The organism is Paenibacillus sp. LX16 (assembly GCF_036252815.1).
GTDB lineage: Bacteria > Bacillota > Bacilli > Paenibacillales > Paenibacillaceae > Paenibacillus > Paenibacillus polymyxa_B.
The window spans coordinates 1,087,501-1,113,776 of the sequence record NZ_CP141152.1 but is presented as its reverse complement, the minus strand read 5'-3'; the positions used below and the strand labels follow the sequence as shown (position 1 = coordinate 1,113,776).

16 protein-coding genes, 14 tRNA genes and 2 rRNA genes (1 of these 32 running past the window's edge) are annotated in these 26,276 nt (G+C 47.3%); 7 read left to right on the top strand and 25 right to left on the bottom strand.

Annotated features, from left to right (window positions below; translation table 11 throughout):
- Positions 1-35: 35 nt before the first annotated feature.
- From T3H97_RS05070 to T3H97_RS05055, 4 genes are all read right to left on the bottom strand, one after another.
- Complete coding sequence (locus T3H97_RS05070) at positions 36-1,628, bottom strand: response regulator (protein ID WP_328801874.1); 1,593 nt, start codon at positions 1,626-1,628, stop codon at positions 36-38.
- Between the two features lie 16 nt (positions 1,629-1,644).
- Positions 1,645-3,471 carry a cache domain-containing sensor histidine kinase gene (locus T3H97_RS05065; protein ID WP_328801873.1) on the bottom strand — a complete coding sequence of 609 codons (1,827 nt, stop codon included), beginning with the start codon at positions 3,469-3,471 and terminating at the stop codon, positions 1,645-1,647.
- 13 nt (positions 3,472-3,484) lie between these two features.
- Complete coding sequence (locus T3H97_RS05060; protein ID WP_328801872.1) at positions 3,485-4,783, bottom strand: alpha-glucosidase/alpha-galactosidase; 1,299 nt, start codon at positions 4,781-4,783, stop codon at positions 3,485-3,487.
- A 135-nt stretch (positions 4,784-4,918) separates the two neighbouring features.
- Entirely contained in the window at positions 4,919-8,944 is a 4,026-nt protein-coding gene (locus T3H97_RS05055; RefSeq protein ID WP_328801871.1) for a DUF5695 domain-containing protein, read from the bottom strand.
- Positions 8,945-9,468: 524 nt separating this feature from the next.
- Here T3H97_RS05055 and T3H97_RS05050 point away from each other — a divergent pair.
- Positions 9,469-9,870 carry a VOC family protein gene (locus T3H97_RS05050; RefSeq protein WP_328801870.1) on the top strand — a complete coding sequence of 134 codons (402 nt, stop codon included), beginning with the start codon at positions 9,469-9,471 and terminating at the stop codon, positions 9,868-9,870.
- A gap of 913 nt (positions 9,871-10,783) precedes the next feature.
- Positions 10,784-11,854, top strand: a complete 1,071-nt coding sequence (locus tag T3H97_RS05045; RefSeq protein WP_328801869.1) for an SDR family oxidoreductase — start codon at positions 10,784-10,786, stop codon at positions 11,852-11,854.
- A gap of 46 nt (positions 11,855-11,900) precedes the next feature.
- On the opposite strand, the gene T3H97_RS05040 is transcribed toward T3H97_RS05045, so the two are convergent.
- On the bottom strand, positions 11,901-12,281 hold the full coding sequence (locus tag T3H97_RS05040; RefSeq protein ID WP_025685981.1) for a winged helix-turn-helix transcriptional regulator: 381 nt from the start codon (positions 12,279-12,281) through the stop codon (positions 11,901-11,903).
- A 640-nt stretch (positions 12,282-12,921) separates the two neighbouring features.
- Here T3H97_RS05040 and T3H97_RS05035 point away from each other — a divergent pair.
- On the top strand, positions 12,922-13,773 hold the full coding sequence (locus T3H97_RS05035) for an aldo/keto reductase (RefSeq protein ID WP_328801868.1): 852 nt from the start codon (positions 12,922-12,924) through the stop codon (positions 13,771-13,773).
- Between the two features lie 258 nt (positions 13,774-14,031).
- On the opposite strand, the gene T3H97_RS05030 is transcribed toward T3H97_RS05035, so the two are convergent.
- Positions 14,032-15,348, bottom strand: coding sequence for a collagen-like domain-containing protein (locus T3H97_RS05030; RefSeq protein ID WP_328801867.1), 1,317 nt, complete (start codon positions 15,346-15,348; stop codon positions 14,032-14,034).
- Between the two features lie 407 nt (positions 15,349-15,755).
- Positions 15,756-16,433, bottom strand: coding sequence for a TetR/AcrR family transcriptional regulator (locus T3H97_RS05025; RefSeq protein WP_328801866.1), 678 nt, complete (start codon positions 16,431-16,433; stop codon positions 15,756-15,758).
- Between the two features lie 148 nt (positions 16,434-16,581).
- Between T3H97_RS05025 and T3H97_RS05020 the strand changes: the two genes are divergently transcribed.
- Together T3H97_RS05020 and T3H97_RS05015 are read left to right on the top strand one after the other, a co-directional pair.
- Entirely contained in the window at positions 16,582-17,334 is a 753-nt protein-coding gene (locus T3H97_RS05020) for an SDR family oxidoreductase (RefSeq protein ID WP_134902808.1), read from the top strand.
- A 47-nt stretch (positions 17,335-17,381) separates the two neighbouring features.
- The gene (locus T3H97_RS05015) at positions 17,382-18,212 is read left to right on the top strand and encodes an SDR family oxidoreductase (protein ID WP_328802777.1); all 831 of its coding nucleotides are present in this window, start codon (positions 17,382-17,384) and stop codon (positions 18,210-18,212) included.
- Between the two features lie 490 nt (positions 18,213-18,702).
- Here the strand turns inward: T3H97_RS05015 and T3H97_RS05010 are convergent, their stop codons facing one another.
- The gene (locus tag T3H97_RS05010) at positions 18,703-19,167 is read right to left on the bottom strand and encodes a DUF8821 family protein (RefSeq protein ID WP_025721510.1); all 465 of its coding nucleotides are present in this window, start codon (positions 19,165-19,167) and stop codon (positions 18,703-18,705) included.
- Between the two features lie 553 nt (positions 19,168-19,720).
- Here T3H97_RS05010 and T3H97_RS05005 point away from each other — a divergent pair.
- Positions 19,721-20,041, top strand: a complete 321-nt coding sequence (locus tag T3H97_RS05005; RefSeq protein WP_328801865.1) for a hypothetical protein — start codon at positions 19,721-19,723, stop codon at positions 20,039-20,041.
- Positions 20,042-20,274: 233 nt separating this feature from the next.
- Here the strand turns inward: T3H97_RS05005 and T3H97_RS05000 are convergent, their stop codons facing one another.
- A complete protein-coding gene (locus T3H97_RS05000; protein ID WP_328801864.1) occupies positions 20,275-20,697 on the bottom strand; it encodes a MerR family transcriptional regulator in 423 nt (140 codons plus the stop codon).
- 170 nt (positions 20,698-20,867) lie between these two features.
- Here T3H97_RS05000 and T3H97_RS04995 point away from each other — a divergent pair, with 170 nt between their 5' ends.
- Positions 20,868-21,989, top strand: a complete 1,122-nt coding sequence (locus T3H97_RS04995) for an NADH-dependent flavin oxidoreductase (RefSeq protein ID WP_328801863.1) — start codon at positions 20,868-20,870, stop codon at positions 21,987-21,989.
- 581 nt (positions 21,990-22,570) lie between these two features.
- On the opposite strand, the gene T3H97_RS04990 is transcribed toward T3H97_RS04995, so the two are convergent.
- The 16 genes from T3H97_RS04990 to T3H97_RS04915 all read right to left on the bottom strand — a co-directional run.
- Positions 22,571-22,650 (bottom strand) — tRNA-Leu (locus T3H97_RS04990).
- A gap of 12 nt (positions 22,651-22,662) precedes the next feature.
- Positions 22,663-22,739 (bottom strand) — tRNA-Arg (locus tag T3H97_RS04985).
- Between the two features lie 7 nt (positions 22,740-22,746).
- A tRNA-Gly gene (locus tag T3H97_RS04980) sits at positions 22,747-22,821 on the bottom strand.
- A gap of 10 nt (positions 22,822-22,831) precedes the next feature.
- Positions 22,832-22,912, bottom strand: a tRNA-Leu gene (locus tag T3H97_RS04975).
- A 12-nt stretch (positions 22,913-22,924) separates the two neighbouring features.
- Positions 22,925-23,000, bottom strand: a tRNA-Lys gene (locus tag T3H97_RS04970).
- Positions 23,001-23,007: 7 nt separating this feature from the next.
- Positions 23,008-23,093 (bottom strand) — tRNA-Tyr (locus T3H97_RS04965).
- Between the two features lie 4 nt (positions 23,094-23,097).
- A tRNA-Thr gene (locus tag T3H97_RS04960) sits at positions 23,098-23,173 on the bottom strand.
- Positions 23,174-23,186: 13 nt separating this feature from the next.
- Positions 23,187-23,263, bottom strand: a tRNA-Asp gene (locus T3H97_RS04955).
- 26 nt (positions 23,264-23,289) lie between these two features.
- Positions 23,290-23,363 (bottom strand) — tRNA-Met (locus T3H97_RS04950).
- A gap of 10 nt (positions 23,364-23,373) precedes the next feature.
- Positions 23,374-23,449: transfer RNA gene (locus T3H97_RS04945), tRNA-Val, on the bottom strand.
- 9 nt (positions 23,450-23,458) lie between these two features.
- Positions 23,459-23,530 (bottom strand) — tRNA-Glu (locus tag T3H97_RS04940).
- Positions 23,531-23,550: 20 nt separating this feature from the next.
- A tRNA-Ser gene (locus T3H97_RS04935) sits at positions 23,551-23,642 on the bottom strand.
- A gap of 3 nt (positions 23,643-23,645) precedes the next feature.
- A tRNA-Asn gene (locus T3H97_RS04930) sits at positions 23,646-23,721 on the bottom strand.
- Positions 23,722-23,725: 4 nt separating this feature from the next.
- A tRNA-Ala gene (locus tag T3H97_RS04925) sits at positions 23,726-23,801 on the bottom strand.
- A 70-nt stretch (positions 23,802-23,871) separates the two neighbouring features.
- Positions 23,872-23,988, bottom strand: a 5S ribosomal RNA gene (gene rrf / locus T3H97_RS04920).
- Between the two features lie 150 nt (positions 23,989-24,138).
- Positions 24,139-26,276: ribosomal RNA gene (locus T3H97_RS04915) — 23S ribosomal RNA — on the bottom strand; it runs 788 nt beyond the window's last position.

Here is a 26,276-nt window from a genome sequence, read left to right as displayed (position 1 = left end):
CTCTTTGTTTTGGTATGATTTTTTTAACAGCGCGTTTACAAAAATGTTTTACGGAACTCCGTCGGGGTCAGTCCGGTATGCTTTTTAAAGGCAATGCTAAAATAGTTCGTATCTGTGAATCCCACAACCTCCGCTACCTCTGCCACCTTGCGATTCGGGTCCAGCAACAGTTCTCGGGCTCGCTCAAAGCGAACACGCGTCTGGTAGTCTGCGAAGCTTTCACCTGTAACCTGCTTGAAACGGGCACTCAAATACTTGGGGCTCATATTCATGTACTCTGCAAGACGGTTCAGCCCGCCATCCTCCTGAAGATGCTCGCGAATCCACTCCTTGGCGCGTTGGAATTTGCGTGGAATGCCCTTCTCGCGTGATTCTCGGACATGGCGACCCACTCGGACAAAATAGCGCGATACATAATCAATCATCTCGGGTCCATGCCGTAATCGGGACAGCTCCAACAACGGGTCCTGCTCCTGCATGGACGTTTGTCCTACGAATGCATCACTCTGAACGATCCGCATGACGAACAGCACGAGCTGAGTGACAATCATTTTCACCTGCTTGACAGGCAACCCTGCCAACTGTCCTGACCATTCCTGTAAAATTGCATGTACGGCAGCATCATTACCGGCTCGAATTTCCGTAATCATCAGCAGTTCCTTCTCCAGTAATTGACTGCTGTTCGGCTCGGCCGCCTGAATGCTCTCATAGGGGATGATCTGGCTATAGCCCACCCAACCCCGATGCTCTGCTGCTTGCACAGCTTCCTCATACGCTTCGGGAAGTTGCTCCATCCGTTTTACGGGACGGCTAATCCCGATGGACACGCCCTGGCTCAATTGTTCCTGCACGGCCTGCCGAATCTGCTGTGCCGTCCGCTCCGCCGCCCTGCAAGATGCCGTCGCCAGCAGCACAACACGCCGATCGCGCGAAACCGCTGCACTGTGTGCCTTCGCCCCAGCTGCTGCCGCAGCCTCCCCAGCCAGCTCGGCGAATACATGGCTGCTTTTATGCATGGAACCGTGTGGCTTGCTAGTGGCGGCTGCCTCCTGGTGCGACGCCTCCTCCAGCTCGCAGCACAGCACGGTATAAGGCGGCCCGCTCGTCTCACTGAAAAATCCAGGCCCGTCCATCTCCCGGATGACCTCGGCTGCAGGACGCCGTTGCTGGAGCAAATCCAGCAGTAGATGCTCCCTGTACAATGGCTCCAATGAACGATGGCGGTGAATGGCATCCTCCTCGCTTCTTCGCCATTGCGCAATGCGATCCTCAGCCCGGCTCAATGCCGCTTCGAAATCCTCGCTGGTCACCGGCTTGAGCAAATAATCGACCGCTTGAAGCGAGACTGCCTGACGAATATACGTCATAGATTCGTACCCCGTCAGGAATAATAACGGGGTCTGCTGATCCTTTTCCCGAATAGTTTTGGCTACATCCAGTCCACTCATATCTGGTAAATTAATATCCAGTAAAATCATGTCCGGTCGCCGCTCCGTATACAAACGCAATGCCGTTGTGCCATCCTCCGCCACATCACTGACTTCCACGGACAGGTCACTTTCCGCCACCATCAGCTTCAGTCCTTCCCGAATATGATATTCGTCGTCCACAATCAGCAGCCGGTGCATGCCATCCTCCCCTTTCTTATTCGGTTCGAATGGGTGCCAGTAAGGTAACCGAGGTGTACTGACCCGGCTCGCTTGTCAGGGATAGTCCATATTGCGGACCATAATGCCGAAGACGTTCATGCACATTGCGCAACCCAAAGCCAATAGCATTCCCCCGTTCCGCATCCAGCGATTTCCGGATATCGTCCAGACGCTCGGCTCCAATACCGTCCCCATCATCACTGACCGTCAAACGCAACATATCCCCTTCCCTTGTACCGGATAACATGATATAGCCACGGTCGGTGCGTCCTTTTAAGCCGTGGTAAATGGCATTTTCGACAAGCGGCTGGAGAATTAGTTTGGGTACATAAAATCCGCAAATATCCTCCTCTACCTCGCAAATCCATTCGAACGAATCCCTAAACCTGAACTGCTGCACCTTCACATAGGCGCTTACATGCTCGACTTCCTGTCCCAAACTGATTTGCTCTCGGCCATAACTTAGCGAAATGCGAAAACATTTACCGAAGGCACCGATTACCTCTGCCATATCCCGTTGCCCATTCGTCAATGCCATTCCCTTCAGTGACTCTAGCGTGTTGTACAAAAAATGCGGATTAATCTGCGCCTGAAGCGCGCGGAACTCAGCCTGCTTACGCGACAACAATGCTTCGTAGACCTGACCGTACAGTTCATGATTTTTTTGCATCATATGAAGAAAACGCTCCCCGATCTGCCCTACCTCATCCTTAGGATTAAAAACAACGGAAGTAGGAGCTTCGAAAGCTTGGGCTGAGCCTGTAGGATTCACACTCCCATCGACCGCCATTAATCGGCTCAATTGAAGCAGGGGGCGACGAATCGTGTCACTTAGCCGATAAGACAGCATCCAGCCCAGCATCAATGCAATCAAAAAAGTCCAGATGGTCCAGGCGCCGATTTTCCGCGCATCCTCGAACAGCACGGACTGATCGACTTTTTGCAGCAGCGTCCATTGTCCTTCATTTAACGGGCCGTAAGAGATCATCGTCTGGCGGCCGTTCCAGTTTCTCCAGTCCTTCGTAAGCACAGGCCTATCCACAGCCGATTTGGCAATCTGCCGCAATAGCGCTTGGTCCGCAACACCCTGCTCCGGCAATCGGTATACAGGCTCGCCCTCCTGATCCAGCACCCACATCTGGGTATTGCCGTCTGTCTCATGAAAAGCAAGCCCCCGAAACAGACTGGCCTTGTCGATTTCCAGCAGCAAAAATCCGAGTGGTGCATAATCTCCAGTCGTTTTTCGAAGCAGCTTCCCCACATATATGCGATCCTCCGCCATCCCGCGTCCTGATTCAAACGGCGAACGAGCCATCCACATCATGGGCCGCTCGGCGAGTAGGCGGCGATAGTACACACGTGCTTCCTCTAATGTAGGAAGGCCGCCAAAACGGACCGAAACATTCCCCTGATAGAGAGAATGCTTGAGCCCGCCATTGGCGGCATATATGAGAGAGGACGTGATATACGGCTTGGTCTGGGTTTGCGTACGGACCACCATACTGAGTGTTTCATCACTCCGTAAATATTCATAATCATCTTCCGGCTTGGTCTCCAGCGTAGACTGCACGTCAGGATTGCTGAGAATGGCATTGGTCAGGTCATTCAAATCGGAGAGCGTCGCATTGACGTAATTTTCACTCATTTGCCGAGACTGCATAGCCAGCGCTTCCGACTTCTCACCAAGGGAATGGGCCGCGATCCGGTAAAAGGTAAAGGTCAGTACCACCATCGGAATGACGGTGAGTACCAGCGTCAGTACAATGAATTTCCCACGGATTGTAGGAATCCCGGCGAACTTTTGACGACCCCGGCCTCCCATTCATCTGCCTCCCTTACACATAGGCTGGGAGCCATGTTCCGTGGGCTGCAATCAGGTCATCACACAGAGAAACAATATCATCCATGGACAGCTCTGCGGACGTGTGCGGGTCCAGCATAGCGGCATGATAAATGTGCTCCTTTTTCCCGGTGATTGCAGCTTCAATCGTTAACAGCTGGGTATTAATATTCGTCCGGTTCAGCGCTGCGCATTGGGGTGGCAAATCCCCGACAAAGGTTGGCGTAACCCCGCTACGATTCACCAGACAAGGTACCTCCACACAGGCTTCCTTCGGCAGATTGGTAATTAAGCCTGTGTTCATCACATTGCCGCCAATGGCAAAAGGCTGATTCGTTTCGATCGCCTCAAATATATAAGAGGCATACTCATTTGACCGTTCATGACGCAGATCCTGATTACCCAAAAGCTCCTCACGCATCGTTTCCCATCGTGCAATCTGGTTCACGCAGCGGCGCGGGTATTCATCCAAAGGAATATTGAAGCGCTCAATCAGCTCAGGGTATGCCCGTTTGATAAAATACGGATGATACTCCGCATTATGCTCGGACGATTCCGTAATGTAATAGCCGAATTTCAGCATCATTTCAAAGCGCACCATATCATGATGCTTTTCCTGCTGCTTAGCGGCGGCTCGTTTTTTAATCTCAGGATATAAATCTACACCATCCTTGCTCACTTCGAGCAGCCACGCCATATGATTGATGCCTGCGATTTTTGCCTTTACACCTTCCTGCTCCAGCTCGAGGCTTTTGAACAGCTCCGGTATACACGCCTGCACGCTATGACACAGCCCTACCGTACGGATACCGCCATAAACGTTCATCACATTCGTCAGCACAGCCATCGGATTCGTGTAGTTGAGAAACCATGCATCCGGGCACACTTCGCGCACATCTGCCGCAAAATCGAGCATCACCGGAATCGTGCGTAAATTGCGGAAAATACCGCCAATGCCGACCGTATCGGCAATGGTTTGGCGTAGGCCGTATTTTTTGGGAATTTCAAAATCCGTAATTGTACACGGATCATAGCCGCCTACCTGGATGGCGTTTACCACATAGTTCGCCCCACGCAGCGCTTCCTTGCGATCAGTATAGGAGCGAATCACACAGGTGCTCCCTGTTGTTTTTTTCAAATTGGATAAAATATTTTCTGAATCTTTCAGCCTTACGAGGTCAATATCGAACAACGCTAGCTCAAAGCCCTGCAAAGCAGGCGTCAACATACAATCCCCAAGCACATTTTTAGCAAATACCGTACTGCCTGCACCCAGAAATGTAATCTTGCTCATACTTTTTCCCCCATTCACCTTTTTGTTCGCGGTTTTGCACCTCAAATGCAAGGATACCCACCGCCACTCTCCCCTTTATAGGAAGAAAGTGACGATGGGAAAGGTTACTCATGACTATGCGTTGTTGCCTCCCATTCAGGATACCCCCGCTGATTTAGCGGAGCTGACAGACCGAGGCGGTAAGGCAGATGTTACTGGGGATGTCGTAGTTGGCGGGGTTACTGAATTCTTCGGACTAACCGGTGTTACCGATGAATCCGCAGCCCCAGCCTCAATCACGGTTACCTTCGCAATTGCCTTTAACTCTGTCCCTTCTACTTTGCCCTTCAACTCAAACGAACCTGGAGCAGCATATTGTGCAGGGTCTATATCCTCCCATTCCACAGCCACCCATTTGGTGGAGCCTTCTCCATACGTAGCTTCCACTACGCTTGGCAGTTCGGGTTTTTCACCCGTACGAGTCGTAACGTTTACTTCTTTTAAAGCCGTGATTTTCTCGGCTCCCGTTAAGCTCTGTGCTGTACCGGAGACCAGACCTGCCACCTCGGTTGCATTCAAAGCACGGCTGTAGATACGGAATTCATCCACTAGACCATTGAAGTACGGATCAGGGTACTGAGATTTGCCGATAAAATTATTTTTGGTCTGACCCAGACTGGTAGGATTCAATGTTAGGTTGGTATTGCGTCCCACTTCTTTTCCATCCACGTACAAAATACCTGTGGAACCCGAAAGCGTGACCGCAACATGTTTCCATACGCCTGTCGGCAGTACAGGGCCTTCAATCGTCTGCTCCTGTCCCTGCCCGTTGCCTTGGTTGGTAATGGCAAACAGCATGGTATTTCCTGCTTTAGGCGTCAGGAACATATATTCATTCGTCCCGGAGCCGAAGTCAAAAATCCGCACATAATCGCTCAGGCTGTTCGCTTTGACCCAGCCGGATACGGTCAATTGCTGTGTCCGACTGACAATACCCGCCGGAAGCTGCACATAGCTGTCCTTGCCGTTCAGGCTGACAGCATTGCCTGTTTTACCCGCAGCCCATGCAGCCGTTCCCTTCACGGCAGCATCATTGCCACTGTCCGATGAATCCGCAACTACAGAACCGCTTGTTTCATCAAACTTGTAAACTGCAAGCTGTTCAAGTAACGGAGCCGCCGGTTCAGCTATCACCGTTACTTTAGCCTCCGCTGACAACTGAGAATCGGTGGCTGTCAGCTTGAACACATACGTTCCTGGCTCGGAAACGTCCACCTTCGTGCGCAGCGATGTTTTGTTACTGAATGTGACCTTCGCGTCCTGTGGTCCTTCGACCAGACTCCATTCGTTTGTCACCTTTCCTTGCGGAAGCCCATCATCCGTAGCCGTGCCTTTCAGAATGATCTGATCCGGCAGCTTTACCTTCGAATCTTTGCCAGCATCCACGATAGGTGCTTTGTTCGGATCAGGTGTGGTCGGTGTCAGCTCTACCGTATAGGAGGATGCTGTACCAATCTCCAATTTAAGTTTGTTGGTGGTCGCATACGCATTAAACTTTCCTTGCGATTGACCGCCCACTTTAACCAGATACGTTCCTTTCTTCAAACCGTCAAATGTAACGTACGTGGAATGGGCTTGGCCCGGCGTTTGATTTTTCAGTTGGAGCCATACGTAATCCTTGGATGTTGCCAACTTGGCTTCTGTATATTGGTCCTTTTCCAGCTCGATATACAGCTTTTCCGTGATCAGATTGACCCGCTTGAAGAGACCGTCCAGCGGCTTGATTGTATACACGTTGCCGCTTTTGCTCACCTCTGCACCGTAGCCCGTCAATCCGAAAATAGGATCAATCGTGATATCAGCACTTAATGTTTTGAGCGCACCGAACAATCCGAGATCAGCCTCACCGCTCATGCCGCGCCAGCCGTTAAAGAGCGGAACATTTTTACCGCCGCCAGTGCCGTTCGTGCCGTTATTGCCTTTTTCCGCTTGATACGTCCATGCGACCGCCCCGATGTTCTCAGGGTCCGAGCTGATTTGCCCGGAGTTAATCGCTCCAACATTGGCAATTTTAGCTGCATAGGACAACCGTTGTTGTTCCTCACGGTGATTGTCCTCATGATGGCGAATCCAGTCATCCATCGCATATCCAGCAAGCGAAGTCGTGTACTGGAAGTTAAACCAGTTCTCCCCGGTAATCGTCACCGGATCGGTGTAGTAGTACCATACGGGCATGTGACCGCGTGCCGCACGGGTTTTGGCATTAATTTTACTCATCATTTCCAGGGCTTTACTTTGCTCGCCCTCTGTATCTATATTCTGCTTGGCTAACGTATATACAGCCTCTTCCCCTGTATTGTCATAGCTATATTCAGAACCGTAAGGATACTTTGTATTTTTAAAATTGTTATATTTACGATCCATTTTTTCCTTGAGATCATTCGCTTCATCATCATAGCCTTCATCATGAAGTGCCTGAATAATATCCGGTGTGGTCAGTTCGCCCATCAAGCCTGTTTCCCAGTTGTATGCGACTGGCCCTTCATACAATGCTTTGAAAATGTTATACGCCCGCAGCAAATAGGTTTCCTTTGGATGCTTGTAAGTGACAAGATCCGGGTATTCCTTGGCAATCTTGTACATGCTGAAATACGTGTTGTATACGTGCGGATACGCATACCCTCGATAGGTCGGTGTATCGTTAGGCTCCGGCATCAAGAAATCATGAATTAAATAATCCTCATGATGTCCGTTCATCAGATTTGTCCAGATCGCCGTCTCCAAATAATCGTCTACTGCCCGCACCTCTTTGGCGACTGGAGACAGTGTGTTTTTCTCAGCCAGGAACTGTCCGTGGGTCAGACCCCAATCGTCTCCCCAGCCCCAATAGCCGTTGAAAATGTTGCGTTTGGATTTGGTATGCATCATCCAATCGTCAAATACCTTGTCGCGCAGATCACCCGGCACATTCCACTGGGTTTTGTCGACCACAAATGTAGCATGCCGTTGCAACGCCTGATCAATCGGCTCGATGGCATAGAACTGTAACACCGTTTTGTTGCCGTTGCCGTATTCTACCGTTATAAAGTTCGGGCCCAGCTTAGTAAATTTCAGTTCATAAATGTAATGTCCTCCGGCTTTGCTATCCGTTTGCGGAATAACGGTTCCATCTGGATAGGTTACTTTGCTGATCGCCTGCTTGGAGCGCAGGTCCACCTTCGCTTTTTGATTCGTAGGCACGATCATGCCAGGTACGACTGTTGTATCCACCAAGTTTTCTTGGTACAACGTATCTTTTACATCATGCTCGTCCTTCACCGCCAGAAACTTGAAGCCATAGTTTTTGCTTTGACCAGGATTCAGGATCAGGCTTGTATTGGGCAAATACCCCCGATTGGTGGACTTGATGACATTGGAATGAATATAAAATACATTGAGTCCTTCCAGCCATTTGCCTTCGTTGGCTGGGTTCCAGGCCCATTTGCTGCCTGGATGCTCCTCATCCCGCCAGTGATCCTGATACTCAAAGCCCGCACCCGTTGTGGAATCGGGAATCAGCAGCAGGGAAGAACCAATGCCGCTGGGACGCCCAGCTGTAATATAGGAGCTGTTATTGCCGACAAAGGAATGCGTCACCACTCTAGTTTCGTAGATCGCATCACCGTTGGTCCACTGCTCATTAAAAGGCAGAGGCAAACCGAAATCGCCAATCTCCAATTTTTTTCCACTTGTATTCTGCACCTGTATATTCCACAACACCGAACCATTCGACTCTGCCGAATACGTTTCAATGACTTTAAAATTGCGTATGCCTTCTGCATTAGTAGAATTCTCGTACGTGACAGTGACACGGTTACCACTGGTTGTGATCTTACGTGCGTCTGCCGACTTGTTCGTCCATGCCTTCGTCCAGCTGCCTCCATCCAATCGGTACGTGAACATCAGCTCCCCTAGCCATTGATGATCTGCGGTGTTCTGCTCAGGTGTAACCGTTGCGTTCATCACATATTCAGTCGGAAAAGCATCTCCTTTGATACGTATTGATGAAATTTCTCCATGCTCGCCTGTCTGAATCGTCAGCTTGTCATTAGATAGTTCATGGGCCTCTGCCGTATGCGTCCCAAACAACACAGACGCTGTGGTTAATAACAAAAATGCCGCCAATATTCCCTTAAATTTCATCAACACGGCCTCCTTTTGGATCTCGGGGTCCTGATTTGCTTGCCAATCACCTGAAGTCTCTTCATTTCGCCGCAACCTCCTTGGAAATGTAAGCGCTACAACTCTATTGTACAAATCCTTGTCCATTGGTAAAATCAACATTTTCAACCGATTTATATAGGATTTCAACCTTTCGAGACCACCGCTTTATCATTGAACTATCGTTTCCCGTTAGTTCAATGTTTTAATTCTACTTTAGTCCCAAAAATTTAATTTAAGTAATTATATGTTTCGTGCTGAGGGTGCTTCTCCATAGACTGGATTACAAAACGAACTTCTACTTTGATGCGAAATCCATTCTTGGCTAGATCGATACCTTGACGGAGACGATGCTGGAGCAGACAAGTAAATAAGTTTACTAAGGAAACCGTAGAATGCATGACAGGAATGTCATACCTTGCGGTTTCTTTTATAAGATTCGCTTCTGCTGCCAGAAGTAGAGTATAGTAGGAGTAGTTGAAAATATATTCCAGGAGGCTACAGCCATGTCACAGGAGATCTGGATTAACCTGCCGGTCAAAGATGTTGAGAGGTCAACTGCCTTTTTCAATGAGATTGGATTCCATGCGGTGAGCGTTGGTAACGAGAGATCCAAGCTTGCCATAGGCCAAACAACGATTCTGCTGTTCCCGGATGCGGCGTTTGAGAAATTTACAGGTTCAAAAACCGCAGATACTTCCCATACCGCAGAAGTAATATTTTCCATTGGCGCTGAAAGCAGAGAAGAAGTAGATGCCTTTATTCAAAAAGTAGAGTTTGCCGGAGGAAACATCTTTGGCAAGCCGAGTGAAATTGACGGCTGGATGTACGGCGCAGGATTTGCCGACCTGGATGGTCACCGCTGGAACCTGCTGTACATGGATGAGAGCAAAATGCCGAAACGCTAATATGAAAACGCCGGTCACCTGCTTAAGGTCACCGGCGTTTTTTACACCCCCTATAATCTCATATCTGTAATTCAAATCAAAATAGTTGCTTAGAAGGAAAAATTCGTGGGTTAAACTTATACAAAATCACCTGGATTAGCCCGTATTAATTTATTGGTCTTACATAAATAATCAATATTAACACATATTTGAACTAACCTGCCCGTTAGTTTAATAAAAAGAGCAGATTGTAACGCCTGCTCAACAATGCGTGATATTCTATTCAACTACCGTGTCCCCTTAACTCAAATTTGCTTAGAGAGACTCGATTCCCCATTCTTTATATAAGTCGTTAAGCTCATGTGATGTCTTTGTAACAAAACTCTTAATCAAATCTTCTTTTAAATAAATTGCGGTAATCTGGGGTTCATTGTCCTTATTGCGTAGCCACTGTAGTTTTATATCTCGGTATTGGCTTACTTCAATTTGAGTTAGCAATGGTTCAATACTATAGGCATTTCCTACATAGAGCTTGTTGAGAACGGCTTCAGCCCATTCTTTTCTCCTAATTAAATTAAAAATTCGAATAAGCTGTTTCCGTCCATCTTATGTCCGCATAGATATGAGCAAAATACCCCAGTATGTAATCTTTCCAGTTAGTCTCATCATTTAGGTTTAAGTAATACTGGCATCTTTCCTTAAGTACTTCAATACTAGGAAATCTTTCTTCACAAACAAAATGTGTAATACCCTTTTCACTTCTTGTCACATTCCCTCTTACATGGACAACATCTGGAGCAATACTCCCAATTAAGAAACTATACCTCGATTACTTTAAAGTGCTTATGTCACTTTATAGTGCGTACTTCCTATGTATGGTTAGTTGATGCAAAATAATGTTGTACAAAGAATGTACAGAAGGAGCTGAAACACTATGAATAATGAATCTACAACAACACGCAAAGTCGCCTTGGTCGTAGGTGCGAATGGTGTTATCGGTCGCAACCTCATTGATCACCTCATCTCTCTTCCTGATTGGGACGTGATCGGCGTATCGCGTCGCGGTGGAAAATCTAGCAACCATGTTCGATATGTAGCTGCGGATCTACTCAATATAGACGATCTTCACGAGAAGTTAAGCGATTTAACTGGGGTAACACACATTTTTTATGCTGCTTACCAAGACCGTCAAACTTGGGCTGAACTTGTTCCACCGAACCTCGCCATGTTAGTGAACATCGTAGAAGTGATCGAACCAATCGCGTCGGGCTTGAAACATGTCAGTCTGATGCAGGGATATAAGGTATACGGCGCACATCTCGGCCCGTTCAAAACTCCTGCTCGTGAGACAGACGCTAACCACATGCCTCCTGAGTTCAATATTGATCAACAAGATTTCTTAGAACAACGGCAAATAGGTAAGGCTTGGACTTGGTCTGCACTCCGTCCTTCTGTAGTCTGTGGCTTCTCGCTTGGAAATCCGATGAACCTCGCAATGGTCATAGCGATTTACGCTTCAATTTCGAAGGAACTTGGAATACCTTTGCGGTTTCCAGGTAAGTCGGGAGCTTACAACAGCCTCTTGGAGATGACAGACGCTGGGCTTCTCGCAAAGGCAACAGTATGGGCGGCGACCGACGAGCGCTGTGCGAATCAGGCATTCAACATTACGAACGGCGATCTGTTCCGTTGGAATGAGTTATGGCCGAAGATCGCTCAATACTTTGGTATGGAAACAGCGCCTCCGTTGCAGATGTCTCTGGACGTTGTCATGGAGGACAAGGAGCAGCTTTGGAACAAAATGGTTGAGAAGCATGGGCTTGCTCGGAATTCCTATAAAGACGTATCATCTTGGCTATTCGGCGATTTCGTGTTTGCATGGGATTACGATTTTTTTGCCGACGGAACTAAGGCTCGTCGTTTAGGCTTTCACGAATTCGTCGATACCGAGGCAATGTTTATGAACATCTTCAACGACTTCCGCAAGCGTAAAGTCATCCCGTAAACTACCGTATAAAATAAGAAAGCCGACCTTGTATTGGGTCGGTTTCTTAACTGTTATTTACGTCTGTAAGCATTGGATTAGCCAGAACAGTAGCCTTTCCCTCGTACTTTCTCTCTATATGCGAATCCCCCCAACGGCACATCAGATGTAGGAGTTCCTTTAGACTCCAGCCGTAGTCTGTCAACTCATACTCAACTCTAGGTGGTACCTGATTATAGGAAATACGTAAGATGACGCCCTCTTCTTCAAGCTCCCGAAGGTGCTGCGTTAACATCTTTTGAGTAATTGCGGGAATTAAGCTCTTAAATTCATTATTACGTTTCTTACCGAATGTCAAATGAAAGAGAATAACAGGTTTCCATTTTCCACCAATTACCTCTAAAGTTGCCTCAACTGCAGTGTTGTAAATTTTTTCAGTCTTTTTCACACAACTTGCCCCTTTTCGAATATTTCGACACTGGTCATTGGTAACTCCTGATGAATTGGAGCCATTAAATGTCCCTATTAAACATTATAACGACAACCAAAATATTAGGCTATCCTGCCCGTTACTTCAATGAAACAGGGAGCATTTGCCGCAGCGGTATGCTTCCTGTTCTAAATTCAACTATCGTTTCCCGTTAGTTGAACCCCGAATTAAATTAAGTTTTGCTTACATTCCGTAAAAGTATTTCCCTTCCCTTAACTGGTTTCGTTATATTTTGAACCTTTTTATGCTTTTAGACGCTTTTAGAGTCGCGTATGAAAACTAATGACGGAATGGCTGTAGCGTGAACACCATCGGTTTCTGCATAACATTTAATCATTTTGGCACGTTCATTTTGCTGCTTAGTGATTATTTCAGACATTTGATCCTTCCCGTTCCGTCATTCCTTATTAGTTTGATTATAGTCCATATTTATCTGTTAAATAGGTGGTAGTAAGAGGATTAGGCAATCATTTGGCACGAACGGGATAACGATCGCTTTGTCATCTGGTGCATAATAAGGATGTGAAGTGGGTGTCTGTTATGAATATGGATTGTAGTTGATTTACATATAATAATTAAAAATACTGGAGGATTTTATATGCAAAAAGTAACTTTGAACAATGGGGTCGAGATGCCCATACTCGGTTTTGGTGTTTATCAGATCCAAGATGCAAATGAATGTGAACAAAGCGTTTATGACGCTATTATGGCAGGCTATCGGCTGATAGATACCGCTGCCTCTTATTTAAATGAAGAAGCAGTTGGCAGAGCGATCGAACGTAGTGGCGTGACAAGAGAGGAGTTATTTATCACTACGAAACTTTGGGTTCAGGATACGGGTTATGAGCGTACAAAAAAGGCATTTGAAAAATCACTGGAAAGATTGCAGTTGGATTATTTGGATTTGTATTTAATTCACCAGCCATATGGAGATGTGTTTGGTTCTTGGCGCGCTATGGAGGAGTTGTATCGGGAAGGAAAGGTTCGCGCAATCGGCGTTAGTAACTTCCATGAGGATCGCCTGATCGATTTGATTATTCATAATGAAGTAGTTCCTGCCGTAAACCAGGTTGAAACGCACCCATTCAACCAGCAAATTGAAAATGCAAAATTCATGAAAGAGAATAATGTTCAGATCGAATCCTGGGCGCCTTTTGCTGAAGGGAAAAATAACTTGTTCCAGCATGAAATATTGGTATCCATAGCTGAAAAGTATAATAAATCCGTTGCTCAGGTGGTTTTACGCTGGTTGACACAAAGAGAAGTTGTTGTGATTCCAAAGTCTGTTCGTAAAGAGAGAATTATCGAAAACTTCGATATCTTTGACTTTGAGTTAAGCCAAGAGGATATGGAGTCGATTACTACGTTAGATACAAAACAGAGCCTGTTCTTTTCACATCGCGATCCTGACATGGTGAAATGGATCGGTAGCCGTAAACTCGATATCTAACCATCTTTCAAAAGATCACCCGTAGGTTTTGATTACGCCAAAAGAACCAACAATTTAACATTAACGTTAAAAGCATGGAGTAGATGCCCTAAGGAAATCTACTCCTCTTTTTCGTTTACGGTATCAATGTATTTATTAAGCTAATCTGCTCGTTAGTTGAGAAAACGACAGCCACTTTATCGTCTGCCGTCTCCTCGTGTTTATTGAACTATCGTTGATATTGGCATTATTATCGAAAAATACTGCATTTCTTTCCCTCTATGCAACCTGCGTAATAACAAGGTGCGCGGAAACTGGTCTTGTTCCTCCAGCTAATGGAGTGATCGTGAGTGCCGCGGCATTGCCAGCAGGATTTCGCACTGTGAGTACTGAATTAATGACCGTTGTTTGCACAAGAGCCATTCCTACTATTTGAGAAGTACCTGTTGCACGCCCGACCACCGTATAAGCCAGGTCAGCGCCGTTGAGTGTTAAAATGAGTTGACCCGGTTCGTTTACACCTACTTGAAACAAAACCTGATAAGTGCCAATTGTAGCCAAGTTAAAAGAGCTCGCATTTATACGGGTAATTGCAGTCCCACTGATTGGACCATCTTGCGGAAAGCTTACGTCCGTGTCGGGAGCAACAGTTGCTGCATTATCAGGAGGCATCAAGGCAAAAAAGTCTGCAAAGCCTAATACTCCACCTGCCGGCCCTGCGGGTCCCGCTGGACCTGTTGCTCCTGCTGCTCCTACTGGTCCCGCTGGTCCTACCGGTCCTGCTGGTCCTGCTGGTCCTGCTGGTCCTGCTGCTCCTGTTGGTCCTGCCAATCCAGCTGCACCAATTGCTCCTGCAATCCCTGCAAGTCCCTGGGGTCCAAGTGCTCCTGCAAGTCCTTCGGGGCCAAGTGCGCCAATTGCTCCTGCAATCCCTGCCAATCCTTGGGGGCCAAGTGCTCCTGCAAGTCCCTCGGGGCCAAGTGCGCCTATCGCTCCTGCAATCCCTGCCAATCCTTGGGGGCCAAGTGCTCCTGCAAGTCCCTCGGGGCCAAGTGCGCCAATTGCTCCTGCAATCCCTGCAAGTCCTTGGGGGCCAAGTGCTCCTGCAAGTCCTTCGGGACCAAGTGCGCCTATCGCTCCTGCGAGCCCTGCCAATCCTTGGGGGCCAAGTGCTCCTGCAAGTCCTTCGGGACCAAGTGCGCCTATCGCTCCTGCAAGCCCTGCCAATCCTTGGGGGCCAAGTGCTCCTACAAGTCCTTCGGGACCAAGTGCGCCTATCGCTCCTGCAAGCCCTGCCAATCCTTGGGGGCCAAGTGCTCCTACAAGTCCTTGAGGTCCAGCTTCTGCAATTGCTCCCGCAAGTCCTTGAAGTAATTGCTGACCTTTAGGTGGAGGACACGGTACCCGCACTATTTTTTTAATAACTAGAAGACGTCGTTTCTTTTTTTTCCCTTTTGGATGGCAAACAATTGCGGTTTTCTTTTTGCACGATTTTTTTTTATCCAGAAAACTCAACAGTTTCTTTTTTCTTTTCTTTTGGATGGCAAACAATTGTGGTTTTCTTTTTGCACGTTTTTTTTTATCCGGACAACTCAACAACGACACCTCCCTATAAATATGGTTCAGTGTACGTGAGTTGTTTATTTTAGGCATGGACGAATAGCCGGTTATTCGCTAGACTAAAATCCATTTTTAGAATATTGGGTGTTTAGTAGGGTGATGTTATACCACAAACCACACCACTCTTTCAGTATAATTACATAATTTAAATCGTCCTTCACTGCGTCAACCAAAATCACATTTGGTTCTTTTTTTGTACCTCACAGTGGCAGTATGCTCCCTGTTCTAAATTCAAGTATCGTTCCCGTTAATTGAATCATTTCTGTGATAATACAACAAAGCGTACGACTCCGTAATATTTTTCTCCTAGGCTCACTATCCTGAAACCAATCCTGCTCACATCTTGATCCACCTTGTAGATTCTTCTGGTAAGCGCCTGGTCATCATCGGTCCATGATATTTGGAGCTGTTTGCGGGTTTTTGAGTGCAGGCAGTAGAATACCATCGATTAGCGCTGTAAAGAAAGGCTTGTCGAACGGTTTGCGCTGGATGAGTCCGCGAAAAGAAGCCATTGAAGTAATGACCTGGCAAGCCATCTCAATGTCCGCGTGAGCAGGAATTTCACCGCGGACGACGGCTCGGTTCATAAGCTCGCGGTTTACAACAACCCATGGCTCGAAAATCCCGGCTGTTCCTGCTTCGGCAAATTCCGGATGCTGCAAAAAGGAGCCTAGGCCCGCTAGGACTCGAAATTTGCGTTCTTCTTCCGCGATCGATTGCGGCTTCAAAAGCACGAGGAGATCTTCGCGCAAGGTTCCTGTATCAGGCAAGCTTTCGAGCTCAAGATGATTCCGATTCATCCATGCCAAGGCGTCTCGGACTAACTCCGCCTTGGAAGACCAGCGGCGGTAAACCGTCGCCTTCCCAGCCTTTGCTCGAGCCGCGACCATGTCCATTGTCATACCATCGAAACTCGTATCGGCGAGGATGGCGATTGCCGCCTCAAGGATTTTATCATCCCGCGTGTGATCTCGCTTGCGGCCCAATGTTTGCGCAGGCTTTTCTGCCACAACCTCAGATAATTCGCCCCTCTCAGACAATTTCTTTTTTATTTTACTCATAAACTTAGCTCCTTTTAAAATATATATTTAAGGGAACTTATCAGTTCCGGAACTTTACAGTTTCGTTTTTGTGTGATTTAATATCATTATCCCACATCCAACGGGAAATATATAGATGGTACCCCATACCAAAAAGGAGTTTACGACCATGCAGGACAAACCCGTAGCCTTGATCACCGGTGCCAATAAAGGAATAGGTTTACAAATTGCGAAGGATCTAGCGGAACACGGCTTCACCGTGCTCGTCGGATCACGCAGCCTCGAGAATGGAGAAACTGCCTCCAAAAGCATCGGTTCGGATGCGCACGCTCTCCAGCTCGACGTTACCGATCAGGACTCCATTGTTGCTGCAGCAGAGCGTATTCGGAACGAATTTGGTCGTCTTGATGTACTGGTGAACAATGCGGCCATATCACATGCAGGTAAAGCGGGCGATCCGTTTCCGAGCAGTGGCGCGACGAGCGGTCTTTTGACCGTTGCTTCGCTCGAAGACATTCGTTCGGTTTATGAAACTAATGTTTTTGGTGTCATTGCTGTCACCCAGGCCATGTTGCCACTTTTACGTGAGGCTTCGGCAGCACGCATCGTCAACATGGGCAGCACCGGCGGCTCCCTTAGCTGGAACTCCATTCCGGAAAACTCACATCGTGCGATGTTTGGGGCCTATTCGGCATCAAAATCGGCTGTTCATGCGGTCACACTTGCCTTTGCCTTTGCGCTTGAATCGACAAACATCAAGGTCAATGCGGCATGTCCAGGTTTTACATCGACTGCGCTCAATAATTTTGCTGGCACTCGTAGTGTTGAACAAGGGGCGCGTGAAGCGGTCCGGCTTGCGATGATTGGTGCGGACGGTCCAACAGGAACGTTTTCAGATGAGGATGGACCCATCGCGTGGTAATTATAATTTATACAAACAATGATTAGTAGCTTAAGGGGGATTTCATGATGCGTGTTTTCGTAACAGGAGCAACAGGTTACATCGGTTCCACTGTCGTCCGTGAACTCATTGATGCGGGTCATCAGGTCGTCGGTCTTGTGCGCTCAGACAATAGCGCTGCGAAACTAAAAGAGGCCGGGGCCGAAGTACACCGCGGTGACATCGACGATCTCGACAGCCTTCGTAGTGGTGCGGCTGCTGCGGATGGCATTATTCATCTGGCATTCAATCACGACTTCTCGAACTTCGCCAGGGCACTCACAGCAGATCTGCACGCCGTCGAAGCAATGGGGACGGCGCTGGAAGGGTCCGGGAAGCCGTTCGTGATCACCACGCACGCCAATGGAGTGGCAGCAGAAAACGTAATGTTATTGCTGGCTGAGCGCGGAGTGCGGACATCGATCGTAGAGCTTTGTCCTTCGGTACACGGTGAGGGGGACACAGGATTTGTGCCGAGACTGATCAACATTGCCAAAACGAAGGGCTTCTCAGCCTATGTGGAAGAGGGGAGCAACCGCTGGCCGGCTGTGCACCGCCTTGACGCCGCACATCTATACCGCCTTGCGTTAGAAAAGGCACCCGCAGGTTCACGACTAAATGGGGTCGCAGATGAAGGCGTGCCATTTCGCGACATCGCAAGTGTTATCGGTAAACACCTGAACGTGCCTGTAGTCAGCATTTCACGTGAAGAAGCAGACGCCCACTTCGGCTTCCTCAGCACACTTGCAGCGCTCGATATCCCGAGATCAAGCGTTGCAACTCAGGAACTTCTGGGATGGCGGCCTGTGCAACCTGCACTGATCCACGACCTTGAACAGTCTCACTACTTCAACAACTGATTGGAGACGAGACCGAGAATCGATCTTGGGCCGCTTAATAAAGCACTTGAGAAAAGCGAAGCAAGACATGGACTAACAACAACATGTATAAAATAGAAGTTTGCATATTAAAACGAGATCAACACAAGTGCATACCACACTAAGTGTTGTTATCTTCATTCGCATCAAACTATTCTGGCTAATCGTATTGTTAGGTCACTTCCCACAAGAAAATTTCTTCACTTATGGTATGGTTCACCGCGTTGGCTGAAGGGGCAAGTTTTCAAAAAAATAGTCTCCTTATCAGAGACTACACGTGATCTTCCTGTTTGGTAATCATACGATAAGCGGTAGCTTTTCCTCTTCTTTCTAGAATTTTCTCAATCAAAATTGCTTTTCATCATTCTTTCAAAAAAGGGCCATCCTTTTGCGGGATAGCCCTTTCTTTAATTTCACATTTTTTGCAAAGAGAATGAGGGACTGGATTCCTCTATTTGCGCTTTTGCTTACTTTAATATTGTCCTTTAATTACAAAAAACGAGCCCCGAATTGTTCCAGCTAGTTTAGACTTCTGCCTAGCAAACTTAAACTTCCCTTCTAACTCTTTTGGTACCTCCATCCCCTCAGAAAGCTTAAAACCAACGGCCCGCTTTTTAGGGTCATCCACCGTATACATGACATTGATTGCAAGACCATCCTCATAAAAAACGTAGGTAAATTGGATATTTTCCACTTGAAAACGCGACGTTTCTAAAGGTTTAGCCGCAAACACAATATCACGTTCTTCTATCAAAATTCGGTTCACATAATCAAGGCTCTCCTGGCTTTCACTAGCTGGTACAACCGTAAATTCATGCTTGTATTTGTTCATAAAATAACGGGCTTCATTAGCACGTAAACCAGCAAGCGCTTCTGCTACAGGTGAAGACTCTAAACCAACCGTAGATACATCTTTAAAATCAACGAGATACGACATTTCCATTCCTCCTCTTCTCTCTTTACGCCCTAACAGCTTCCGCATTTCACCAAAATCGAATTCATTTCTCAAGTTGTTGTAGACACACACTTATAGCCAGACTTCAAATTAATTCTCTTATCTACCACATAGTATACCAAAATTGATTCAAGAGAAGATTTTGAATGGCGAATTTGTTAGTTTGTTAAATAGTGTTCACATAGACTGGTATTCACAAACACCGCTTTAAATATTCGACCAGCGAGACAAATACGAGTTCCTCTAGGTCGGGAAATTAAGGACTCAGAGTATGTCCTACCAAAAAAGTCTCGGCCTGTGCCCTATACTTCCATTAAGGAGGTTCAGATTCACAAGCCAAGATATTTTCATTCATGATGGTGGCCGTTAGGCCATGTTTATTTGGAAAGCCCCTCTACATGGAAGGGGAGTACCCGCATACGTAAACCAAATGAGTACGATGCCTATCTATCATGAAAATATAGATACATAGCTGAAGAATCATATCGTGCCTGTAATTGCGCTAAACTTTGTAACGGTTATACACGAGCGCCAAATGAAAAAAAATCGCCGGAGACGACAAGTTGTTGCGGAGATGAGCGCGGCTATGGACGAAGGCTTTCGCGTGTTAGAGGCCTTACGATATCCGCTAACGCCGGCCGCGCAAGCTTCACTAATCCGCAAACGACCGGCGTTGATGCGCCTTTTTATGAAAATTTATCATAGGATGCCGATCAGTCGGCTGGTTGACGGACCCGTAGGGGAAATCGTAGCTTTGAGCCGCGTGTTTCACCTTTGGAAGGAACAGACCCGGGTCCCTACCCCCAACTGGGTCGATTTGGAAAATCGTTTTGAAGCCAAGGTAAACCGTTCATAACTTTTACCCGAGGAGTAATCAACCGATGATGATCCTAGTTCTACAAAGAAGACTTTGAGCATTATAAAACAAGGGGCGTAATACTATATTTTTATCAGACACCGGCTTTCAGAACGGCATCAGAGGTCGGGAATTAAATATAGAAATAGCGGTAGCCTTGGACTGAAAAAGAGGAAAGTCCTAGACTACCGCTGTTCTTTATTTAACTAACGTTTCCCGTTAGCTTAAGTACATTAATTCACTATCTTATTCTCCAGACCGTGACATTTAAAGTTATAGTTAGGATTTTTCATAACCTCTTCTTTCTGAAGTTCATACATGGCAATTTTATAGTTTATTTCTTCCAAGTGTTTAAAACTTTCGTCAATTTTCTTCTGTACTTCCAATTTATGTTGAATCAACATTTCCTCTCTTTTCAAAAAGGTACTATTTCCCGATTCATAAAGTTCCTTGTAATCTTTTATTTTTGAAAGAGGCATTCCTGTCTCTTTGAGACAACGAATAAAAGAAATCCAATCTAATTGTTGTTCGTTATAAACTCTACGGCCTTTTTCGTCACGAGATATATTTGGTAATATCCCTTGCTCTTCATAAAACCTAAGTGTCTTTGCAGATACATTTAAATTCTCCACTACATATGTCATTGAATACAACATCTACTTGTCCCACCTTTAGTTACAGTTACTGTAACTAAATATATATCATAAAGAGAATGACAACAACAACAATTCTATATGTAATCATATAAAAATAAACCCTTGACTTACCGTAACGGCAACCAATTAAACTGAAATAGAAAAGAAAATATGAGAGCGAGGTTAATGAAATGAATCAGAAATACAGTAGGTTATTTGAATCCTTCACATTCAAAAATGGAATAACAATTAAGAATAGTATCGTTATGGCACCTATGACAACCTGGTCAAGTAATGACGATCTTACCATTTCGGATGACGAAGTAAAGTATTACAAACAAAGAGTGAATGGAGTAGGACTCGTCATTACAGGGTGTACTCATGTTACACCTAATGGGCAGGGTTTTACAAATGAATTCGCTGGGTATAATGATGAATTTACTCCAAGTTTACGAAAATTAGCTGAGGCAGCGAAAAGTGGAGGCGCTCCTGCGATCCTACAGATTTTCCATGCTGGCAATAAAGCCGTGCCTGGATTGGATGCAGTTAGTGCGAGTGCATTGCAACCCGAAGTTACTAATTTAGGTTCAACTTCAGAAACAAGAGAACTATCACATGAGGAGATCTTGTCGATTGTACGTGCTTTTGGAGACACAACAAGACGAGCAATTGAGGCCGGATTTGATGGCGTCGAAATCCATGGGGCTCATGGATTTTTAATTCAGAATTTTTGGTCGCCAGCGACAAATCAACGGACGGACCAATGGGGAGGATCACTTGAAAATCGCTTGCGTTTTCCATTGGCAATTATTAGAGAAATCAAAAATGTCATTGAAAAACATGCTACAAAACCTTTCATTTTAGGATTCCGATTCTCCCCTGAAGAATCCTCCAAAGTGGACGGATTACGTATGAAAGACACGTATGAATTAATTGATATTCTTGTTGAACAGGATTTAGATTATATACATGCTTCATTAGATAATGTGTCTTCAAAGCCAGTAGATAGTCAAGATGAAAAAACACGGCTTGAATTAATTCTTGAAAGAGCAAACGGTAAGGTACCTGTGATGGCTGCTGGTTCCATAATAACACCGGATGATGCTCTTAAAGCTATGGAATTAGGTTTGCCGCTCGTCGCCATTGGGCATGCGTTAATTATGGATCCTAACTGGGTTGAAAAGGTCGCAAATGGACGTGAAGCCGAGGTTGATTCTGAATTGATCGTTTCGAAACCCGACCAGCTTAATATTCCAGAAAAACTTTGGAATGTAATTCAAGCAATGCCAGGTTGGTTTAATATTAGTAAATAGAGAGTAGTCCTAAAGGCTACTCAGATTGACGAGAAACCCAAGTCTTTTATGAGACTTCGGGTTTCTTTTGCTGATTCTAAGGTGCTCCGTCCATCCGTAGTTCGGTAGGGCAATTCTTGCTGTTGCGGACACACATACTGCGTATGTTTCGATCTTGAAGGCCTTTGCAAATAGGGGGCGTTAAATAACCTGAATCTAAGACTACCGCTCCAGAATATTGTACGTTAACCTGCCCGTTAGTTTAATAAAAAGAGCAGACTTGAAGCGCCTGCTCAACATTGTGTGTTTAACTATCGTGGTCACCAGATCCAGTTGCTTCTCTCGCCGATACCAGAGTTAGGTTGCGGGGTGCTGGAGGCGGGGCAATTTCTGATGAGGTTTTCTGTCTGCATGCTGATATTGCCTTGGGGTTTCTACTGGCTGTCATATCGATAGAAATAGTTTAAAAGTAAAAAAGGAGAGATGGCATAAAAATAAGCCATCTCTCCTTTTTCATCTATATAAAGCGGTTAATGGGAATCGAACCCACGCTACCAGCTTGGAAGGCTGAGTTCTACCACTGAGCTACTTCCCGAAAAAGATGCCGGTGAGAGGACTCGAACCTCCACGGTTTCCCTCACGATTTTGAGTCGCGCGCGTCTGCCAATTCCGCCACACCGGCTTATGAAGTTAATGGCGTCCCCTGAGAGATTCGAACTCCCGACCTTTTGATTCGTAGTCAAACGCTCTATCCAGCTGAGCTAAGGGGACTAATAAATGGAGCGGACGACGGGAATCGAACCCGCGACCCTCGCCTTGGCAAGGCGATGCTCTACCGCTGAGCCACGTCCGCAAATACAAGATGCGCGTGGAGGGACTTGAACCCCCACGTCAAAGACGCTAGATCCTAAGTCTAGTGCGTCTGCCAATTCCGCCACACGCGCATACAATGATAATGGTGAGCCATGAAGGACTCGAACCTTCGACACCCTGATTAAAAGTCAGGTGCTCTACCAACTGAGCTAATGGCTCGTAAAACTGGTGGAGGATGATGGATTCGAACCACCGAACCCGTAAGGGAGCAGATTTACAGTCTGATGCGTTTGGCCACTTCGCTAATCCTCCAAAATGGTGCCGGCGAGAGGACTTGAACCCCCAACCTACTGATTACAAGTCAGTTGCTCTACCAGTTGAGCTACACCGGCATATTAAGTTAAATGGCGGAACCGACGGGATTCGAACCCGCGATCTCCTGCGTGACAGGCAGGCATGTTGGGCCTCTACACCACGGTTCCAGAGGAAACTTTCTTAGATGAAGTAATTGCGGGGGCAGGATTTGAACCTGCGACCTTCGGGTTATGAGCCCGACGAGCTACCGAACTGCTCCACCCCGCGACATAAAATATGGTGGAGGCTGAGGGGATCGAACCCCCGACCCTCTGCTTGTAAGGCAGATGCTCTCCCAGCTGAGCTAAGCCTCCGAATTACTATGACCCGTAGGGGATTCGAACCCCTGTTACCTCCGTGAAAGGGAGGTGTCTTAACCCCTTGACCAACGGGCCATATATCTATTATTAAGAGCTGGCGGAGAGAGAGGGATTCGAACCCTCGAGACGCTTTTGGCGCCTACACGATTTCCAATCGTGCTCCTTCGGCCAACTCGGACACCTCTCCACATGGCTCCCCGAACAGGACTCGAACCTGTGACAACTCGATTAACAGTCGAGTGCTCTACCAACTGAGCTATCAGGGAATATTGGTGGAGCCAAGGGGGATCGAACCCCTGACCTCCTGCGTGCAAGGCAGGCGCTCTCCCAGCTGAGCTATAGCCCCATCTAAAAATTCAATTTTGTATGTATAATCAATAGCATGATAGGCGAAAAAAAATCCCCATTATGGGGTTGCTTGGCGACGTCCTACTCTCCCAGGACCCTGCGGTCCAAGTACCATCGGCGCTGGAGGGCTTAACGGTCGTGTTCGGGATGGGTACGTGTGGAACCCCTCCGCTATCGCCACCAAACATGAATTTGCTGAGCAAATTCTTCCGTACGGTTATTCGGTTCATCACTTATCGTGTGAATGAATAGCCATGCGCTTGTTGTATGTATTTCTACATACCTTCAAGGTTACACCCTGAAAACTGGATCCGAAACTCATTTGCGTTTTATTTTAGGATAAGCCCTCGACCGATTAGTATTGGTCAGCTCCATGCATTACTGCACTTCCACCCCCAACCTATCTACCTCGTCGTCTTCAAGGGGTCTTACTAATTGGGAAATCTCATCTTGAGGGGGGCTTCACGCTTAGATGCTTTCAGCGCTTATCCCTTCCGTACATAGCTACCCAGCGGTGCTCCTGGCGGAACAACTGGTACACCAGCGGTACGTCCATCCCGGTCCTCTCGTACTAAGGACAGCTCCTCTCAAATTTCCTACGCCCACGACAGATAGGGACCGAACTGTCTCACGACGTTCTGAACCCAGCTCGCGTACCGCTTTAATGGGCGAACAGCCCAACCCTTGGGACCTACTTCAGCCCCAGGATGCGATGAGCCGACATCGAGGTGCCAAACCTCCCCGTCGATGTGGACTCTTGGGGGAGATAAGCCTGTTATCCCCAGGGTAGCTTTTATCCGTTGAGCGATGGCCCTTCCATGCGGTACCACCGGATCACTAAGCCCGACTTTCGTCCCTGCTCGACTTGTAGGTCTCGCAGTCAAGCTCCCTTCTGCCTTTGCACTCTTCGAATGATTTCCAACCATTCTGAGGGAACCTTGGGGCGCCTCCGTTACTCTTTAGGAGGCGACCGCCCCAGTCAAACTGCCCACCTGACACTGTCCTCGTACCGGATCACGGTACCAAGTTAGAACCTAGATACGATCAGGGTGGTATCCCAAGGATGCCTCCTCTCAAGCTGGCGCTCAAGATTCAACGGCTCCCACCTATCCTGTACAGATCGTACCCAAATTCAATATCAAGCTGCAGTAAAGCTCCATGGGGTCTTTCCGTCTTGTCGCGGGTAACCTGCATCTTCACAGGTATTAAAATTTCACCGGATCTCTCGTTGAGACAGCGCCCAAGTCGTTACGCCATTCGTGCGGGTCAGAATTTACCTGACAAGGAATTTCGCTACCTTAGGACCGTTATAGTTACGGCCGCCGTTTACTGGGGCTTCGGTTCATAGCTTCGCCCCGAAGGGCTTACCACTCCCCTTAACCTTCCAGCACCGGGCAGGCGTCAGCCCGTATACTTCGCCTTGCGGCTTCGCACAGACCTGTGTTTTTGCTAAACAGTCGCTTGGGCCTTTTCACTGCGGCCCCCTCGGGCTATTCACCCTACCGAGGCACCCCTTCTCCCGAAGTTACGGGGTCATTTTGCCGAGTTCCTTAACGAGAGTTCTTCCGCGCGCCTTAGAATTCTCTTCTCGCCTACCTGTGTCGGTTTGCGGTACGGGCACCTTCTCCTGGCTAGAGGCTTTTCTTGGCAGTCTGAGATCATGACCTTCGCTACTATAATTTTCGCTCCCCATCACAGCCCAGCCTTACGATGTGCGGATTTGCCTACACATCAGCCTCACTGCTTAGACGGACATCCATCAGTCCGCGTCACTACCCTACTGCGTCACCCCATTGCTCATAACGGATTACGGTGGTACAGGAATTTCGACCTGTTGTCCTTCGACTACGCCTATCGGCCTCGCCTTAGGTCCCGACTTACCCTGAGCGGACGAACCTTCCTCAGGAACCCTTAGGCTTTCGGCGGATCTGATTCTCACAGATCTTTTCGTTACTCATACCGGCATTCTCACTTGAATGCAGTCCAGCGCTCCTTACGGTACACCTTCAACCCGCATTCAACGCTCCCCTACCCCTGATGCAAGCATCAAGCCATAGCTTCGGTGGTGTGTTTAGCCCCGTTACATTTTCGGCGCAGAGTCACTCGACCAGTGAGCTATTACGCACTCTTTCAATGGTGGCTGCTTCTAAGCCAACATCCTGGTTGTCTGTGCAACTCCACATCCTTTCCCACTTAACACACACTTGGGGACCTTAGCTGATGGTCTGGGCTGTTTCCCTTTCGACAATGGATCTTAGCACTCACTGTCTGACTCCCGGAACTAAATCTATGGCATTCGGAGTTTGACTGAGCTTGGTAACCCTTGCGGGCCCCGCACCCAATCAGTGCTCTACCTCCACGATTCTATTTCCGAGGCTAGCCCTAAAGCTATTTCGGGGAGAACCAGCTATCTCCGGGTTCGATTGGAATTTCTCCGCTACCCCCACCTCATCCCCGCATTTTTCAACATGCG